The sequence below is a fragment of the Streptomyces sp. 3211.6 genome (genome assembly GCF_003634815.1).
Taxonomy (GTDB): domain Bacteria; phylum Actinomycetota; class Actinomycetes; order Streptomycetales; family Streptomycetaceae; genus Streptomyces; species Streptomyces katrae_A.
Genome location: NZ_RBXC01000001.1, coordinates 912,624 through 929,972 on the forward strand (window position 1 = coordinate 912,624; position 17,349 = coordinate 929,972).

At 68.6% G+C, this 17,349-nt stretch carries 9 protein-coding genes and 1 pseudogene; 8 read left to right on the forward strand and 2 right to left on the reverse strand.

Annotated features, from left to right (window positions below; all coding sequences use genetic code 11):
• The first annotated feature begins 1,421 nt into the window (after positions 1 to 1,421).
• The 3 genes from BX286_RS04470 to BX286_RS04480 all read left to right on the forward strand — a co-directional run bounded on the left by BX286_RS04470 (position 1,422) and on the right by BX286_RS04480 (position 8,174).
• A complete protein-coding gene (locus BX286_RS04470) occupies positions 1,422 to 2,444 on the forward strand; it encodes a hypothetical protein (RefSeq protein WP_121014586.1) in 1,023 nt (340 codons plus the stop codon).
• Positions 2,445 to 3,112: 668 nt separating this feature from the next.
• Positions 3,113 to 3,505, forward strand: coding sequence for a CU044_2847 family protein (locus BX286_RS04475; RefSeq protein ID WP_079423985.1), 393 nt, complete (start codon positions 3,113 to 3,115; stop codon positions 3,503 to 3,505).
• Positions 3,506 to 3,521: 16 nt separating this feature from the next.
• Positions 3,522 to 8,174, forward strand: a complete 4,653-nt coding sequence (locus tag BX286_RS04480) for a serine protease (RefSeq protein ID WP_121014587.1) — start codon at positions 3,522 to 3,524, stop codon at positions 8,172 to 8,174.
• A gap of 222 nt (positions 8,175 to 8,396) precedes the next feature.
• On the opposite strand, the pseudogene BX286_RS37370 reads toward BX286_RS04480, so the two are convergent.
• A pseudogene (locus BX286_RS37370) lies at positions 8,397 to 8,531 on the reverse strand (integrase); the annotation flags it as partial.
• Between the two features lie 578 nt (positions 8,532 to 9,109).
• A complete protein-coding gene (locus BX286_RS04485; protein ID WP_079423989.1) occupies positions 9,110 to 10,810 on the reverse strand; it encodes a hypothetical protein in 1,701 nt (566 codons plus the stop codon).
• 412 nt (positions 10,811 to 11,222) lie between these two features.
• On the opposite strand from BX286_RS04485, the gene BX286_RS04490 reads away from it, so the two are divergent.
• The 5 genes from BX286_RS04490 (at position 11,223) to BX286_RS04510 (ending at position 17,238) form a co-directional block, all read left to right on the forward strand.
• Positions 11,223 to 12,590 (forward strand): MFS transporter, encoded by a 1,368-nt coding sequence (locus BX286_RS04490; RefSeq protein ID WP_121014588.1) that lies wholly within the window; start codon positions 11,223 to 11,225, stop codon positions 12,588 to 12,590.
• Positions 12,591 to 12,603: 13 nt separating this feature from the next.
• The gene (locus BX286_RS04495; RefSeq protein WP_121014589.1) at positions 12,604 to 14,505 is read left to right on the forward strand and encodes a GAF domain-containing protein; all 1,902 of its coding nucleotides are present in this window, start codon (positions 12,604 to 12,606) and stop codon (positions 14,503 to 14,505) included.
• Positions 14,506 to 14,615: 110 nt separating this feature from the next.
• On the forward strand, positions 14,616 to 15,497 hold the full coding sequence (locus BX286_RS04500; protein ID WP_121014590.1) for a MetQ/NlpA family ABC transporter substrate-binding protein: 882 nt from the start codon (positions 14,616 to 14,618) through the stop codon (positions 15,495 to 15,497).
• Positions 15,494 to 16,579 (forward strand): methionine ABC transporter ATP-binding protein, encoded by a 1,086-nt coding sequence (locus tag BX286_RS04505; RefSeq protein ID WP_187344087.1) that lies wholly within the window; start codon positions 15,494 to 15,496, stop codon positions 16,577 to 16,579. The genes BX286_RS04500 and BX286_RS04505 overlap by 4 nt, the downstream gene beginning before the upstream one ends.
• On the forward strand, positions 16,576 to 17,238 hold the full coding sequence (locus tag BX286_RS04510) for a methionine ABC transporter permease (RefSeq protein WP_079423999.1): 663 nt from the start codon (positions 16,576 to 16,578) through the stop codon (positions 17,236 to 17,238). Before BX286_RS04505 ends, BX286_RS04510 begins: the two co-directional genes overlap by 4 nt.
• The last annotated feature ends 111 nt before the right edge of the window (positions 17,239 to 17,349 follow it).

Consider the following 17,349-nt stretch of genomic DNA (forward strand, 5'->3'; position numbering starts at 1 on the left):
CATGGCGTCCGTGGCAGTTCGGGGTGCACTCGGCAGTCATGCCCGGCAGGCTGCCGGTTACTTTTACGATTTCGCCGCTCGGGCTGCCTGTGAAGGCGAGTACCTGGTTGTACTCGGCGACCTCGCAGTCGTCGCAGGCATCCGTCATCTGCAAGTCGAGGCGCCCTGATGCTCTTTCAGGGCCGTCGAACCAGATTCGGCATCCTCGCTCCCCGTACGCGCAGGCACAGGTGCGCATGTCCTCCTTGACCGCGATTCCACAAAGCGGGTGCGTCAGGTGCTCGATGATCACGTCGTGGTCCGTCCAGCGTGCACGGGCAAAGGTGAGACGCAATCCGTAGGTGCTGGTGTGCTTGGTGAAGCCGGCCATGTCCAGCCAGTTGGCTGCGGAACGGAACATCGGCAGCCTGCGCAGCAGGGCACTTCCGAGGGCTGCTGCCTCCCGCCAGGCTTCTTCATGCCAGCGGTGCTCGTGCGCGAAAGCCCGTTCCTCCGGCGTCAGACCCGGATACCTGCAGGGGGACGATTCTCCGTGCTCAGCCGCGGTCAGGTGCCTGATCTCTTCTGCCTGGCTCCAGGCCCGACCGGGAACACCTTCGAGCCGGAGGCTTGCCGTAGTTCCGTGGAGTCCGATGTCGAGCCTGCCGTGGCCGGCGCCGAGCACGCGTAGACCGCTAATCCCGCGAAGGTCGTCCTTGCCACCGGACGAGAACAGCCCCCAGGCGATCAGCTCGGCCAGGCCTTCGGGGTCGGAGTCTGCCGCGAAGCGGATGACGGGACGCCGTTCGTCTGGGATGACTCGCACGATGCGAAGCGGTCGGGTGGTGTACGTGGTACTCCAACAAGGCCCGCAGGACCTGTCCTTCGAGGAACGCCTGATCGCCTCGGGCGGAGGGGATGAGGGGGCTTCCTTCTGGAAGCCGATCAATGCGTTCCTTGGCGCCGGCCCAGGTTTCCCCTGTGTAGCGGCGGCACAGGTCGACCACTTCGCTCTTGGGCCCGACAGTCTCCTTCGTGCGCTGCCGGATCCCAGCGCGGGAAAGAGCTGCTGCCAGCGAGAACGACAGTCATGCACGGTACGGGAGAACACTGGAGGGCACCTGGGGCTTTCGACACGCTGCGCCATCGATCCGTACAGGCGCACGACGAGGGTTCCCTCACCCGGACCGGACGGTAGACGAGCCGTAGCGGACAACGCAAGCACTGGCCCCCATCCGGGTGAAAGGCGCCTCCGGAATCGCCACGCAGGCACCCGTCGACTCCGAGGCCCGCTAGATTTCTGCTGCGGCTGACCACCGCTCCCCGGAGATGCATCGGCCCTTCTTCTCTCCACGCTCGGGTGAACCGGTCCCCAGTAGCCCCCCGCGCATCCTTTCGGATCTCAATTCCGCACGTCCTGGGCCGAGACGTTCAGGAGACCCATGAGCGCGATGCACCAAGACGTTTCCTTGCTCCGACGCCTCTACACAGGGGAGAGCGTCCAACAGGCCTGCCGGGCGATTGAGTCGCTTGAGCCCGATGGGCCCCCGATCCCCTCGGCCGCTTCGCCGACTCAGCAGCATTTTGAGGCGCGCGCGCTTCTCGGCCTCCTGGAGTTCCGGAACGTCTACACCCGCTATCCCCTCGGCATCACCGCGGTGCACCCAGAGCCTGAAGGCATTGCCCTGCGCGTAGAGAGTGAGGAGCGGGCGGCCGAAATCCTCTTCAACCTCCTCCCCGCGTACGTATCGGACAACGAGGTCCACGGTGTACCTGGGCTTCGCATCACGCAGCGAGATCGGACGGCAATTGAACTGCGCGTGCTCGGCGAGCCGGCCCGACTGCGACTGACCGGCCTGCCGGCGAGACTCTGGCGCAGCGTCATCGCGATGATGCTCGACAAGTGGATCGACCCGGACGCCACGCTCCTGTGCTGGAAGTCCTCACCGAAAGCATGGACAGATGCCGAGCGTGGGCATCAGGCTCAATGGGAAGGCCGCAGCGACCACTTCACGCAGGTCCAGCAGCGTGGCGCCTGGCTCGGCAGCGGGCTCCTGCGCCGAGCCGCCCTTCTGCACACCGTGTCCAACACGTTCCTCCTTGATGGCTACGGCGGCGCTTCCGACGTGGCACGGCTGGTCCTGCGATCCTCCCACGTGCGCGGACAGGGGCCCGGGCCACACCACATCGTCGCCGCCCTCACGGACCCGACGTTCGGTCTGCCTCTGCATCTCACTCGGTTCCGCGGTGACACCGACGAAACCTACGGCGGCGACCAGCAGTTCGTCCTGGTTGACGTCGGCAAGACGGCCATCCTCGATCTCCGGGCCACACCAGAGGGACCCCACTCCCGCCTGCAGCCGGAACTCTGGCAGGCGATCCTGCGTCGGCTACCCGACTCAGGATTCACAAGCAGTCTGTCTCCGAGCACCCTCGCCGGGCTCTGCGGCCTCGGGGCGGCCTAGAAGGGTTGGCGTCGGCGGAACAACCCCGCCCCCCAGTCGCTCTAGTGGGGAGCGGCTGGGGAGTTTGCCTGCCGCCCGGGGAGTCCGTGGGGAGTTTGAGCGGCATAAACAGGGAAGCCCGTGAAAGCCCCTGAAAGACGTATCCTCGCAGGTCAGCGCCCTTTGACGGCACAGAACCGCAGGTCGCGGGGCTGACCTCGGGGCCTACATGACGAAGTCCTCCAGGCCCACGCGGACGAATGGCATGGCTCCAACACCACAGCCGTGCCAACACAGCCGAGAAGCTCCCCGAAGCCCTCGACGAGTCCAGGTCCGATCGAGTCTCAGCAGCGCCCCGGCCCGCCCGCAGGACCTGACACCCCGACAGAACAGCATACGGGCTCGCCAGTCCGCGCAAACAGTTCAGTAGCCCACGATGCACGTCCGGATCACGACTCGCCACGAGCCCTGCGCGCCGGAACTCTCTCGATGCCACGCATGACCCCAGCGTGGCGCTGCTCTCACCTCGCTTCGGCGGCATCCCCGAACCGGCCACGGCCGTCCAGCAGTTGCAGTAGTCCTACGCAGAGCAGACCTTGCTACGAGGTAGGCTATGCCGTCGCGGCTGGTAGCGGCGAACCACGTCGGCACGAGCCCACAAACGGCTGCTGCGTCACTTGGGGGAAACGATGTCCGACTTCGTCGAGTTCAACTTTCCCGACGGACAAGCCGTGCTCATCGAGGTCTGGCCTACCGACGAAACCAAGGTCGGCATCGATGCCGAATACCAGCTCCCCGGCAGCGCCGGGGTCGAGGCAGTCGGCCTCGGTGCCCGCATTGTCGAGCAGGCAGGCAGGACGCTTAGCGAGGCGTTCGCTCCACTGGTCCCGGTCCTCTCAGGTTTGCACGATCAGGTCAGGAGTCTGCCACGGAAGCCCGAGGAGCTGACAGTCGAGTTCGGCGTCAAGCTGACCGCCGGTCTGAAACTGGCCGTGGTGAGTGGCGGCGAGGCCAGCTTCAACGTCTCTGCCACGTGGCGACTCAGCGACGACGACCGCAACACCACCTCCGTCGCTGAATGAAACGGAAGCGGACGCCATGTATCCGGTCTCCGCGGATGATTCCCTGCGCACCGCCTTCGTCTCCTTCCTGAAACCGGACGGCGCTGTAGTCGGCGGCGGCGTTTTGGTCACCGACGAGAACGCCGTCGTGTCCGTCCTCACCTGCGCCCATGTCATCAACATGGCATTGGGCAGGCATCAGTTCGCGAGCGACAAGCCCACTTCCGACTCGGTGACCGTGGCCTTTCCGTCCGTTCCCGGCCAACGCTGTTCCGCCCATGTGACCGGATGGTGGCCGGCACGTTCTCTCCGCGATGAGGAAGGGACGCTCTCTGGCACGGAGAGACGATGGCGTGGAGACATTGCCACGCTCCGGGTGACTGACGCGCTACCCAAGCAAGTACGGCCAGTGCGCCTCGCAGCTCCATCCCTCGGACAGTCGGCATGGAGCTGGTTCGGCAGCGGCGAACCGACCTCCGTTGTTCGGGTGCACGTGTCCGCAGTGGCTGACGACTGGCTGGTCCTCAGCGGCGCCCCCACGGGACATGCCGTCCAGCCCGGCTACAGCGGCAGCCCTCTGTGGGACAGAAAGCTGCAGGCAGTCGTCGGGATTCTCGTCAGCGCACATCACTCGCTGCCATACAGTCGGCTGACCACGGCGGACATCACCCGGCAGAGCTACGCGATCCGGGCAGACATCATCGCCGAGCGCTGCCTAGCACACAGTCCAAAGCAACGTCTCCTTCCTGCCGACGTGCAGTCCCTGCTCAACGCACAGCGCAGTGCGGCGCGAGCCTTCCCGTATCGTGCTGTCGGCCTCCACGGCCGTGATCCCTCGGCGGTCTACGTACGCCAGCAGGTGTCCACATCCGATAATGCCGCTGCGGCATTGGCCACCGACCCCGAGCATGCCGGCGCGGCACCCGACCCCGTGGTCCTGAGACCGAAGACAATCGAAGAGGCCCTTGCCACACACCGGCACCTGTTCCTGACGGGCGTTGCAGGTTCCGGAAAATCCACTCTGACCCTTCAATTAGCGACCCGAGCCGTCGTGCTGCCAAGGGATGGCGCCGCTGCCGCTACCCTCCTGCCCGTCCGGTTACTGGCGAGGGATCTGGCAGCCCGTCCCGGAATGCGCCTTCTCTCCGCGGTGTCAGATGCCCTCGGGGCGAGCCTTGTGAGGTTCCTGGCACGCGACCTCGATCCGCGACTGTTGGAACGGCGCGTGCCGGGATCGCGCTGGCTCTTGGTCATCGATGGCTTGGACGAGGTCACCTCGCGAGCAGATCGCGCCGACCTAATCGAACGCCTACGGGTCTTCATGGAGGAGGAGCGCGAGTACCACGTTCTGATCACCAGCCGTCCCTTACCTGACGACGAACGCCGAACCTGGGACAGTGACAAGGAGCTCACGCATTACGCCATCGAGCCTTTCCAGCATCATCAGCGCGCCCAGTTCGCACATTCCTGGTTCGCGGATGACGTGGATCTTGCCGAGTCATTCCTTCGCGAGCTGGCCGCATCCCGGCTCGAGGAGGAGGCATCCGTCCCGCTCCTTGCCACGGTCGCAGCAGTTGTGTTCGCTGAGGCGCCCAGCCAGCCTCTTCCCGCAAGCCGCTTCGACCTGTACGAACGGTACTTCTCCCATCTGTACGACTCCCGAGCCCGCCAGCTACTCAGTGACACGCAGTCCCGGCTCGCTGGCCGACCGATGGCGGAGAAGCTGGCTCAGGAACTGGTCGAAGCACGAGTCGCACTGATCGAACACCTTGCACCGCTGGCCCTGAAAGCCCGGTCTCTGCTGTCCGAAGCCCTCCAATGGCTGGCCGACCGGGGCATCACTCCCACTCCGGCACCAGCGGACTGGGCCGAAATCGTTGGTTCAGTTCTCACGTCCACCGGGTTGCTGCTGCCAGACGGCGAAGGTCTCATCTTTGCCCACCACACCTTTGCCGAGCACATCTGCGACCTACTCGACGCCCGCCGCCTTCCGTCCCGATTCGATCCCGACGATCCGATTTGGTGGAAAACCCTCAGCCTTGCGTGCACGGACGGGGATCTCACAGCGCAGCGGACGATCCTCCACAGAGCACTGATCAATAGCGACGCCTCTGAACTTCTCGACTGGCTGCTCGCGGGTAACGACATCGCCCGGAAGCTCGCTGCCGCACTGGTTTCACGTGGTGTTCGGGCGACAGCAGGTCAGCATGAAGCCCTGGCTCGCACCTTCGACTTCTGGCTGTGGCGGGCATTGCGCGGCGGCAACGGCCGGTTTGTAAACCAAGTGATCAGTAACCAAGTGGTCGGTGCACTGAGTCTGCTGCGCAGCCTTGATCATCCCCTCCAACGAGTGATCCACGGCGCTGCGGAGAACGCGGCCTTGCCCGACGTCGTGCGCGAGGCCGCCGTGCACGCTCTACTGCGCTCGGGCGAGCCGCATAGATCCCGCGGCCTCGCCCTTCTCCGCCGTTTCGCCTGCGATCCACAGCTCGCGGGTGCAGTACGTGTCCGGGCGGCTCAAGCACTGGAGTTTGCAGGCGCTTTGCCGGCAGCGAGGGAAAGCCTCACTTTCCTGTCACAGGACGAGGCGTTCCTCCACGAGCATCACCGCAACATGGCCGAGCAGCTACTGAGCGACGCCCCCGGGTGGATCTCGCTACCTCACAGGCCAGCCGCCGGCCCCTCACCCATCGATCTACGCCCGATTCCAGCAGACCTATCCATCGAGGAGGAATATGCAGAGGACTTGAGCACCCCGCCGGGCTTCATGGAGTCCCCTCGCGACTCAGATCAGGTGGTGCCATGGTCCGCCGAGGCAGGTCTCCTGGACCTGCCCGTCGACATCTCTGCGCTTCTGTCTCTCTCTCCGACGGCGGATGAAGAAAAGGTGGCCGCAGCAGCAGTCCGGGCGGTGGCCGCAGATTTGTTCTGCATCCTGCGAGGGCAGTCCCCACCTGGCGCACGTCAGGCTGCAAGCGCATGGTCGCGGCTCGCGAAGTGGCTCGGCACCCGACCTGCGCCTCCACATTCCGCGCACGCGGCATCGGTGATACGGCTCCTGGAAGCCGTCACTGGTCACCAACACCAGATGGATGACCGACCCGGCCTTCTCGTCAGCCATCCACAGCGAGCCGTCCTGGCCGCGCTGCTGCTGCGAGCTCAGCCTGAGCACCAGCTGGCCGGGCTGCGGCTACTGACTGGGCCGATGGCCATCTGGGACGTGAACGTCGTCCGATTCTTGCTGCAGGTCGCGGCCTCGTACCAACCAGGGCTACGCGAGCAGGTGGTCGCCCAGCATTGCCGCATTCTGCTGGACTCGCGCCTACCGAATCTATGCAGGCAAGACATTCTGATGTCGGTCCGGAGCATCGACGCCGATGCTGCGGCCACCTTCCTCACCCAGCGCTGCACAGCCGACCCCTACATGGTGACCACGAATGTCCTCTGGCTGGGCCGCCAATACCGAGCGGAAGCGGTGGGCTACGTGCAGCGTAGGGCCCTCGGCTCGCTGGATGGCGTACTCGAAAGCTGGTGCAATGCAGCCAGCGTCCTGCTGGGGACCGGCTCGCGCGGTGACCGTGAGGAAATGGCCCGCATATTGAAGGAGGTTGCGCTTCGTACGGAGGTTGGCTCTACGCAAGCGCTTGCCGTGACCGCAGTCCTCGCCAGTCACAATCGGGCGGAGGCAGGGCCCTGTGCGGGACACATAGCGAGCTCCGCTGCGGCATCCGACACGCACCGAATGGCAGCGGCCAGCCTCCTTGCCCGCCTCGGCGCCGGGCCGGACTACGAATCAGTCGTCCTGAACGTTCTCGACAGGCTTGACGCCCAACAGCCACCCCAGGGGGCAGTGGCTTTCGCCGCCGAGGTCGCATGTATCAGCTCGACAGTACGTGATCGGTCCGAGGCATTCCTGCGCACCTGTCTGGAGTCTGGTTCGGTCGGACTCCCCACGGAGCTGGTTGTGGCCGAGCTGGCCAGTCTCGGCCCCTCCGCCCGAGCCCGCCTTTGCCGCGATCTTGTACGGCTACTACGAGGCTCAACGGACCGGCGGCAGTGGTCTGGGCTTCTGGAGGGCATCGCCCTGCTCGGGCCCGACTTGCACGAGGCCACCCAAACCCTGCTGTCTAGCCGAGTTCGGACATCGGAAACCGCGGCTGATCGCTTTGGTGCCATAGACCTCATCAATCACCTGAATTGGCAAGGCTCTGGAGCTCAAGCAGCGGCGCTCCTAACGACCTTGGCCGACACCGAATCCGAGCCTCCGACGACGCGCGCCCTCGCAGCACGCCGCCTATACAAGTACGGTCCGCAGCACCTCCCTACAGCGCTGTGCACCTTGCAGGCTCTAGCTGCAAATCACCACATCTTGCCGCCTCTGTTGAGCATCCAGATCGCAAGAGAACTCGCCACCGTCGGTGCCATCGAGCAAGCCGAACAGGTGCTCGCCACGCTTGCCCGGAACAGGGCCCTGTTGGAACCCGACCGAGTCGAGGCCGCGCTACTGCTGCTGGTCCTTGATCCCTCCTGCTCAGGAAGCACAAGGCAGACGCTCGCCGCTATGGCCCATGACCGGCGACTCTCCGCCGATACCCGAAGTTGGGCTGCCGAGGCACCATCAGCCCTAGCCCGGAGTAATCGGCACGCCGCTCTGCTGGGTCAGGCCCGTCGGCCAGCTCCGCACGGCTGAAGGGCTGCGGTGCCGCCATGGTGCGCACTTATATCGGCGGTCGGCAGTCCAGCGTCATGGCGGATGGGTTAAAGGCCAGCCGCGTCTTCATCCGCGCTTTCGGCCGCATCAAGGTTCCTGGCGCCCGCCGAAACTGGACCGCCGCGAAGTCGCAAGGCGCTCGTCCGACCTGCCCCGGCCCACTCCTCCCCGTCGAGGTCGGGAGCGGCTTCCAGAGGCGTGTCACGCTGCTTCTCCGAGGCCGGCATCCAGAATCCGGGCAGCCTTGGTGATGTTCCCCGGCATCAGGGGCCGATAGGTTCGATACGTCTCCTCGATGGACTTGTGCCCCATCCATTCCGCTACGTCGGTGATGGGTTAACCCGAGCCCGTGCAGGGCGTGGCTATTCCCGGCCGCCGCTGCTGCGTATGCCAGGTCCTCGGCGCGCTGATGGTGACCTCGTCCTTCGCTGTACCATGACATCCGCTCGAGAGCCTTCGGGTGCTTCGCAGCGGCAGCCGCACTGTAGAAACACGCGGCAGTGGCGTGGTCACGGTGATAGCGCGATGGGCCGCAGCCTGCGGCTGGCCGGCCGGGCGCAGTCAGAGAGCTTGTGCGGGGGAAGACGCAGCCGCACGTCTCGTGGCCGGTCCAGCGTGGAAGTTCTTCAACCGGTGGGTTGCCCGCTCCGCTGTCCAAGCCCTAGCGATTCACTCTCTCGTAGCGCGTTGGATCGAGGCATGCTCCGTGGAGCCCTGTCGGCCCGCCCCTCGTTTGTGTGCCGGCTCGCCGCCGCCACGGGCCATCGGGCAGGGACCCACTCCGCGCCGACCAAGATCCGGGCCATACGCGGACCAGCCGCCTGCAGCCGGGTCGAATCGTGGCCGTTTCCGCTGGTCAGCGGCCATGCGAGGCGTGTACCACCAGCACACGAAGAACCTGCTGGCCTGCAGTCTCAGGATGTGCGGGAACTGGGGCCGGGGATCGCCAGTGGTGTGGGTGTCAGGGTGCTGAGGTCGGTGGCGTCGCCGGGACGGGCCAAGTAGAGCCGGTACGACTCTCCGTCAGCGGGGCGGAGCGTGACCTTCTGCCCCTCCGCGTGGCCCGCGGCCAAGGCGTGCAGGACCTGTTCGGCGTCTTCCGCCCGGACGTGGGGGTGGTAGATGTGGACGGGACCGAGCGGTAGCTCGCGGTCGGCGAGCGGGAGGTTGAAGGTCGGCAGCAGTGCTCTGTTGGCCGCGCCTTCGCCCATCAGGAGTGCGCGCAGGGCTGGGGAGTCCTGGCCGTTGAGTTCTATGGTCAGGCTGGCGAGGAACGGGTTGGCGACGCAGTGTCCCTCGATGAGGAGTCGGGCGATGCGCAGTAGTACGCGGTCGGCCGGCCGTAGCTCGCTGGGGACGGAGAAGTAGTGGCATGCGTGCTGCTGGACGACGTGCAGGTCTTCCACGGTCAGCCGGAGCCTGGCGAGCCGTTCGATGTCGTCACGGGTGACAGCGGCCCCGGGGAATGCGCCTGAAGCCAGCTCCTGGCCATTGAGGCGGAGGTGGAAGGCGCTTCCTTCCAAGACCAGATCGTAGATGTCGAGTGCCTGGAGCGCGTCGGAGCAGGATAGCCCGGTCAAGTCGACGTCGCAGTTCGCCGCTGTCGGTACGCCTGCGTCGTCGGCGTGGTAGATCGTGAGCCGGAAGCCGGTGAACGCAAGGTCGAGGCTGCTGCCGAGTTGGCCCTTGCCGTGGGCGCGCACAGTCCCCTCGTGCGCCGATCGCACCTTCCCGGCATCGTCGAGGAAGACCAGCTCGGCACTCTGGCCCTCGCCTGGTGCGGGCGACACCGGTGCCATCCGCACCTCGGCGTTCTCTCCGTCGAGGTGGAGCCAATCGGGGCCGTGCACGCTGAGCTCCTCGATGGCTGACGCGGGGAGGACGAGTTCCTCGGCCGTGCCGAATCCCACGACGCGCCGCACCGCCGCCGCCAAACCCGGATCGGCGTCCCTCAGGTGGCCGCGGACGGTGAAGTAGATCGGGCTCACCTGCTGCGCACGGGGGTGTTTCGGCCGCAGGGTCTGCACTACGGCGCCGTTACGATAGGCGACGTCGATGGACCAGTGCAGATCGAGGCGGTCGATCCGCCGGCCCAGAGCACCAACCCGTTGGGCGATGTCGTCGGTCCCGCCCGCCAGGAACGCCAGTTCCGCCCTGTAGTCGCGCGCCGCCTCCCTCAAATCGTCCCGGATGAACGAGCTCTCCAGGTCCGCGTGCAGGGCCAGCTTGTCGTCCAGCCAGGCCCGGTCCAGGACACGGATACGCGGCCGCTCGGCGCCGGTGCCGAGGTTGTTGACGAAGGCGCGCTCCTGCGGCGTTAGCGCACAGGGGACGACCAGCACCCAGTCATCAGGGTCGTGCTCCACGGCTTTCTGAAACGACCGTTTGATGCCCGCCCTGCGACCTTGGTACGAGCCGGGGAAGCCGTCCGGGAAGTACTTCAGCTGGTAGATCCACACACGGCCGTCCACGCTCACTTTGATGTCGATGCCGCCGTCGCCGCCGCGCCCGTTCATCACCTCCACTTCGGCGTCCTCGGCGTAGAGCCGGTGCACCAACGCCTCCACGATGCGGTCGAACCGAGGCTGGGTGAGGTGGTCCCAATCGATCGCCATGTGAGTGCGCCTCCTATGCCGGTGCTCAAGCGTCTCACCACCCGCTGACACTCGGCGTCGCAGCGGCAGGCTGCGGACCCGATGCGCGCCGAAGGTCGGAGTTCAACGCTGCGTAGTCAGCACCGAACCAGCACGGGAGGGGGGATGAGGTGGGATGACGTGGGCTTTTGGTCAGCACCGAACCAGCACGGGAGTCAGCACCGGCCTTCCAAAACGGGCGGAATTCTGCAAATCCGGCGCCATACGGAAGGGGCCCCTCCGTGGGCGAAAATGAGCCAGCGGCTGGTGAGTGGTGATGTGGCACACAAGGTGGGCTGGGATTGTGATGGTCTGCCACATATGCCGTTGACCTGGGGACTTCTACGTTGTGGCGACACCCGACGTCCCCGCAGACCCCCTGGAAGTGGTGCACATGGTCTCCCCCGCAGCGAGCAGAACGAGCCCGTCCGGCATACGGAGGATCGTCGCCGCCAGTCTCGTCGGGACCACCATCGAGTGGTACGACTTCTTCCTCTACGGATCCGCCGCCGCCCTCGTCTTCAACACCCTGTTCTTCCCGGCCGACGACCCCCTCGTCGGGACCCTGCTGGCGTTCCTCACCTATGCCGTCGGGTTCGCCGCGCGGCCGCTCGGCGGGGTGGTGTTCGGGCACTTCGGGGACCGGGTCGGGCGCAAGCGGCTGTTGGTGGTGAGTCTGCTGATGATGGGCGGGGCCACCTTCGCCATCGGGCTGCTGCCCACGCATGCCGGCGTCGGCGCCCTCGCGCCCGTGTTACTGACCCTGCTGCGGCTGGTGCAGGGGTTCGCGCTGGGCGGGGAGTGGGGCGGGGCCGTGCTGCTGGTCGCCGAGCACGGGGACGACCGCCGCCGGGGGTTCTGGGCCTCTTGGCCGCAGGCCGGGGCGCCCGGCGGGAACCTGCTCGCCACCGGGGTGCTGGCGCTGCTGGCAGCCGTGCAGTCGGACGAGGCGTTCCTCGCCTGGGGCTGGCGGGTGCCGTTCCTGCTGTCCGGGGTGCTGGTGATGGTCGGACTGTGGATCCGGATCTCGGTGTCGGAGTCGCCGGCGTTCCTGGAGGCGCGGGCGCGGGCGGAGGCCGAGGAGGCGGCGGGGCACAAGCAGCGGCCGCCGGTGCTCGAGGTGTTCCGGGTGCACGGGCGGGAGGTCGTGACGGCGATCGGCGTGCGGCTCGGGGAGAACGTCTCGTACTACGTCCTGACCGCCTTCCTGCTCGTCTACGTCACCGTGCACCTGCACCTGCCCAAGTCGGACGCCCTCAACGCGGTGCTGATCGGTTCGGCGGTGCACTTCGTGACGATCCCGCTGTGGGGTGCGCTGTCGGACCGGATCGGGCGGCGGGCGGTGACGCTGGTGGGGTCGGTCGGGATGGCCGTGTGGGCGTTCGCGTTCTTCGCGCTGCTCGACTCGCGGTCCTTCGCGGTGATCGCCGTCGCCGTCACGGCGGGGCTGCTGCTGCACGGGGCGATGTACGGGCCGCAGGCGGCGTTCATCTCGGAGATGTTCGATACCCGGGTGCGGTACTCCGGGGCGTCGATGGGCTCCCAGCTGGCCTCGCTGCTCGGCGGGGCGCTCGCGCCGATCGTCGCCGTCGAACTGCTCAAGGACTACGGCTCGTCCGTTCCGGTGTCCGTGTACCTGTGCGCGGCGGCGCTGGTCACGACGGTGGCCGCCGTGGCCGCCCGGGAGACCAGGGGCCGCAGTCTCACCGGGGCGCGGAGGACCGCACCAGTGGCCACGGCCGGTACCCCGAGCGGGCGTTGAGGGGCGGCCCCGTATGCTCGGCGGCGTGAGCGACGCGGGGCTGCGGGAGCTGCTCGGGCTGCTGGCCCAGGGCGCGCCGGCCGAGGAGTTCTCCCGGCCGGCCGCGGCCGCGCGCGCGGCGGGCGCGTCCGCGGCCGAGGTGGCCGCCCTGGAGGAGGCCACCGGGGTGGCCCTGGAGATCCACCGGACGCTGGCCCAGCACCGCACGCGCGAGGCGGAGCTGACCGCGCTGTTCGACACGGCGGGTGACCTCGCGGCGCTGCGGGACCTGGACTCGGTGCTGCGGGCCATCACCCACCGGGCCAAGCAGCTGCTGCACACCGACGTCACCTATCTCTCCCTCAACGACGAGGCGGCCGGCGACACCTTCATGCGGGTCACGGACGGTTCGGTGTCGGCGGCGTTCCAGCAGCTGCGGCTCGGCATGGGCGAGGGGCTGGGCGGGCTGGTCGCGCAGACCGCCCGCCCCTACGCCACCGGCGACTACCAGCGCGACCCCCGCTTCCGGCACACCGGGCCCATCGACAGCGCGGTCGGCGAGGAGGACCTGCACGCCATCCTGGGGGTGCCGCTGCGGCTGGGCGCCCGGGTGATCGGGGTGCTGTTCGCCGCCGACCGCAGCCCGCGCGAGTTCGGCCCGCGCGAGGTGGCGCTGCTGTCCTCGCTCGCCGACCACGCGGCCATCGCCATCGACGGGGCCCGGCTGCTGGAGGAGACCCGCCGGGCGCTGGCCGAACTGGGCGTCGCCTCCCGCACCATCCAGGAGAACAGTGACGCCCTGCGCCGCGCGGAGGAGGCGCACGACCGGCTCACGGGCCTGGTGCTGCGCGGCGGGGACCTGGGCGAGGTGGCGGCGGCCATCGGCGCACTCCTCGACGGGGGCACGCTCGTCCACGACGCCGAGGGCGTGGAGCTGGCCCGTTCGCGGACCCGTGCCGCGGCGCCGCCCGACCGGGCCGTGACCGCCTCCCGGACCAGCGGCCGGGCCGTCGCCGCGGACGGGAGCTGGGTGTGCGCCGTCCTGGCCGGCCCCGAGCTCCTGGGCAGCGTGACCCTCACCGGGCGGCCCGGTCTGGACGCGGCCGGGCGGCGGCTGTTCGAACGGGCGGCCATGGTCACGGCCCTGCTGCTGCTCCTGCGGCGGTCGGTCGCGCAGACCGAGGACCGGATCCGCGGGGAGCTGCTCGGTGATCTGCTGGGCCCGTCCGGGGATCCGGCGGGGCTGACCGAGCGCGCCCGCCGGCTGGGGGTCGATCTGGCCCGCCCGCACGCCTTGTTCGTGCTGCACAGCGACACCGCCCCGCGTCCGCGCCTGCTCGCGGCCGCCGCGCACCAGGCCCGGGAGCGCCGGGGCCTGGCGGGGGTCCACCACGACCACGCGGTGCTGCTGGCGCCCTCTCAGGAGACGGGTGCGGACGCCGCCGGGCTGGCGGCGGCGCTGGGCAGGGCCCTGGGCGCCCCGGTGACGGTCGGCGCGGCGCGGGCCGGGGGAGGTCCGGCGGCGCTGCCCGCCGCGCACGCGGAGGCCCTGCGCTGTCTGACGACCCTGTGCGCCCTGGGCCGGGCCGGTGACGGCAGCACGCTCGCCGAACTCGGTTTCCTCGGCGTCCTGCTGGGCGACCGGCCGGACCTGTCCGGGTACGTCAGGTCGGCGCTCGGGCCCCTGCTGGACTACGACGCCCGGCGCGGCAGCGAGCTGGTGCACACCCTTCGGGTCTACTTCGCCTCGGGGATGAGCCAGGCGCGGGCGAAGGAGGTGCTGCACGTGCACGTGAACACCGTGGTGCAGCGTCTGGAGCGGATAGGCCGCCTCCTGGGTCCCGACTGGCAGTCGCCCGACCGCGCCCTGGAGCTCCAGCTCGCCCTGCGCCTGCACCAGGTGTCCGTACCTCAGACTCCGACCCATGACCTTTGATTCATTGCAGGATCGTGAATACGATCTTTCATAGCAAGCCAATACCGGGATCCATCCCTACTGTTCAGAGGTATCTCGCTTGACGCGTTCCTCTACCACTGGATCCCACGATGTCTGCAGCAACACCGCGCCGCCGTACCGCGCTCGCCCTCACCACCACCGCCGCCACCCTCGCGCTGCTCCTCTCCGGCTGCGGGCTCGGCGCCTCGGACGGCAAGCGCATCCGCGTGGGCGTCTCCGGCGACTCCCCCGAGTGGGACGTCCTCGCCAAGGAGGCGAAGAAGGAGGGCCTGACCGTCGAGACGGTCGTGTTCGACGACTACTCGCTGCCCAACAAGGCCCTCAGCGCCGGCGACATCGACCTGAACGCCTTCCAGCACCTGGTCTTCCTCGCCCAGTCGAACACCGCGAACAAGACCGACATCACCCCCGTCGCCGCCACCACCGTGGTCCCGCTCGGCCTGTACTCCGGCAAGCACAAGCAGCTCGCCGACCTCCCCGACGGGGCCTCGGTCACCCTGCCCAACGACCCCTCCAACCAGGGCCGCGCCCTGCACGTCCTGGAGCAGGCGAAGCTCATCACCCTCAAGCCCGGCGCCGGGCTCTTCGCCACCCCCGACGACATCACCGCCAACCTCCGGCACGTGAAGATCACCCCGGTCAACGCCCAGCAGACCCCCCGCACCCTCCAGGACGCGGACGCGGCCGTCATCAACGACGGGGTCGCGGAACTCGCCGGGATCAAGGCCGACACCGCCCTGTTCAAGGACGATCCGGCGAGCCCCCAGGCCCTGCCGTACCTCAACGTCATCGCCGCCCGCGCCGACCGGAAGGACGACGCGGACTTCCGGAAGATCGCGGAGCTCTACGCCTCCGGGCCCGTGCAGGACGAGGTCCGCCGCACCAGCAACGGCACCGCCCACCACATCGAGCTGCCCGCCCCCGAGCTGCAGGCCGAGCTCGGCCGCATCACGAAGCAGCTGGCCCGGTGACCGCCCCCGGCACCCCCGCACCCCCGGTCGTCGAACTGCGCGACGTCCGCAAGGAGTTCCCCGGTGGGTCCGTCGCCGTCGACGGGGTGAGCCTGACCGTCGACGCGGGCACCGTCTTCGGCGTCGTCGGCCACAGCGGCGCGGGCAAGTCCACCCTGCTGCGCCTGGTCAACGGCCTGGAGGAACCTACCTCGGGCAGCGTCCTGGTGGGCGGCCAGGACCTCGCCGCCCTCGGCGAGCGCGGACTGCGCCCCGTGCGCAGGGAGATCGGCATGGTCTTCCAGCAGTTCAACCTCTTCCGCTCGCGCACCGTCCTCGGCAACGTCCTCTACCCGCTGCGCCTGGCCGGACTGGACCGCGCGGCCGCCCGGGCGCGCGCCGAGGAGACCCTCGACTTCGTCGGACTGTCCGGGCACGGCGGGCGCTACCCCGAGCAGTTGTCGGGCGGACAGCGCCAGCGCGTCGGCATCGCCCGCGCCCTGGCCACCCGTCCCGGGGTGCTGCTGTGCGACGAGGCCACCTCCGCCCTCGACCCGCAGACCACCGGCGAGGTGCTGGCCCTGCTCCGCCGGGTCAACCGCGAGCTCGGGGTCACCATCCTGCTGGTCACCCACGAGATGGAGGTCGTCCGCGGCCTCTGCGACCGGGTGGCCGTCATGGAGGAGGGCAGGGTGGTGGAGAGCGGCGAGGTCTACGAGGTGTTCGCGCGCCCGCGCCACGCCACCACGGCCGCCTTCGTCCGCTCCGCCCTGCACAGCGCCCCGGAGGGGCCGCTGCTGGAGCGGCTGCGCGCGCGTCATCCCGGGCGCCTGGTCACCGTGCCGGTGGTCGACGGCGTCCCGGCCATGGACGCCCTCGCGCCGCTGCTGCGCGGGCACGGGGTCGACTTCGCCTTCGTGCACGGCGGGGTCGGCGAGGTGCGCGGGCGCCCGCTGGGCAGCGTGACCCTCGAACTGCGGGGTGAGGAGGCCGCGGTCGAAGCGGTGGCCGCGGGCCTCGCCACCGCGTCCGCGTCGCCGTCCACCTCCCCGTCCGCGGCCGCCTCCGCTTCCGCGGCCGGTGTGAAAGCGGGTGCGCGGTGAGGGCGGACTGGAGCACCTTCTGGCCGAAGGTCCTCGACGCGACCGGCGAGACCGTCTACATGGTGCTGATCACCCTGGCGCTCTCCACCGTCGGCGGCCTGGCGGTCGGTCTCGCCCTCTACGCCACGCGCAAGGGCGGGGTACTGCCGAACCGGGCCGTACACGCGGTGCTGGGCACGTTCATCAACGTCATCCGCCCCGTCCCCTTCATCATCGCGATCGTGGCCCTGGCCCCGGTCACCCGGGCGGTGGTCGGCACGATGATCGGCACCGACGCCGCCGTCTTCCCGATGACGATCGTGGCCACCTTCGGCATCGCCCGGATCGTGGAGTCCAACCTGCTCTCCGTCGAGCCGGGCGTCATCGAGGCGGCCCGCTCCATGGGCGCCGGCCCGCTGCGCATCCTGCTCACGGTGCTCGTCCCCGAGGCGCTCGGGCCGCTGGTGCTCGGGCTGACGTTCATGCTCGTCGCGCTCATCGACTTCTCCGCGGTGGCGGGGACGGTCGGCGGCGGCGGGGTGGGCAACCTGGCCATGACGTACGGGTACTTGCGCTTCGACACCTCGGTGATGGTGGTCACCGTGCTGGTGCTGATCGCCCTCGTGCAGTCGGCGCAGCTGCTCGGGAACCTGGTCTCGCGCAGGATCCTCAGGCGCTGAACGGCGGGGCGGCGGCGCCCCCTCCTCGGAAAGGGGACGCCGCCGCCGGTCTGCCGACGTTCCGTCAGTAGGTGTAGCTCAGACCCGACTTGTACGGGTCAGGGTGCCGAA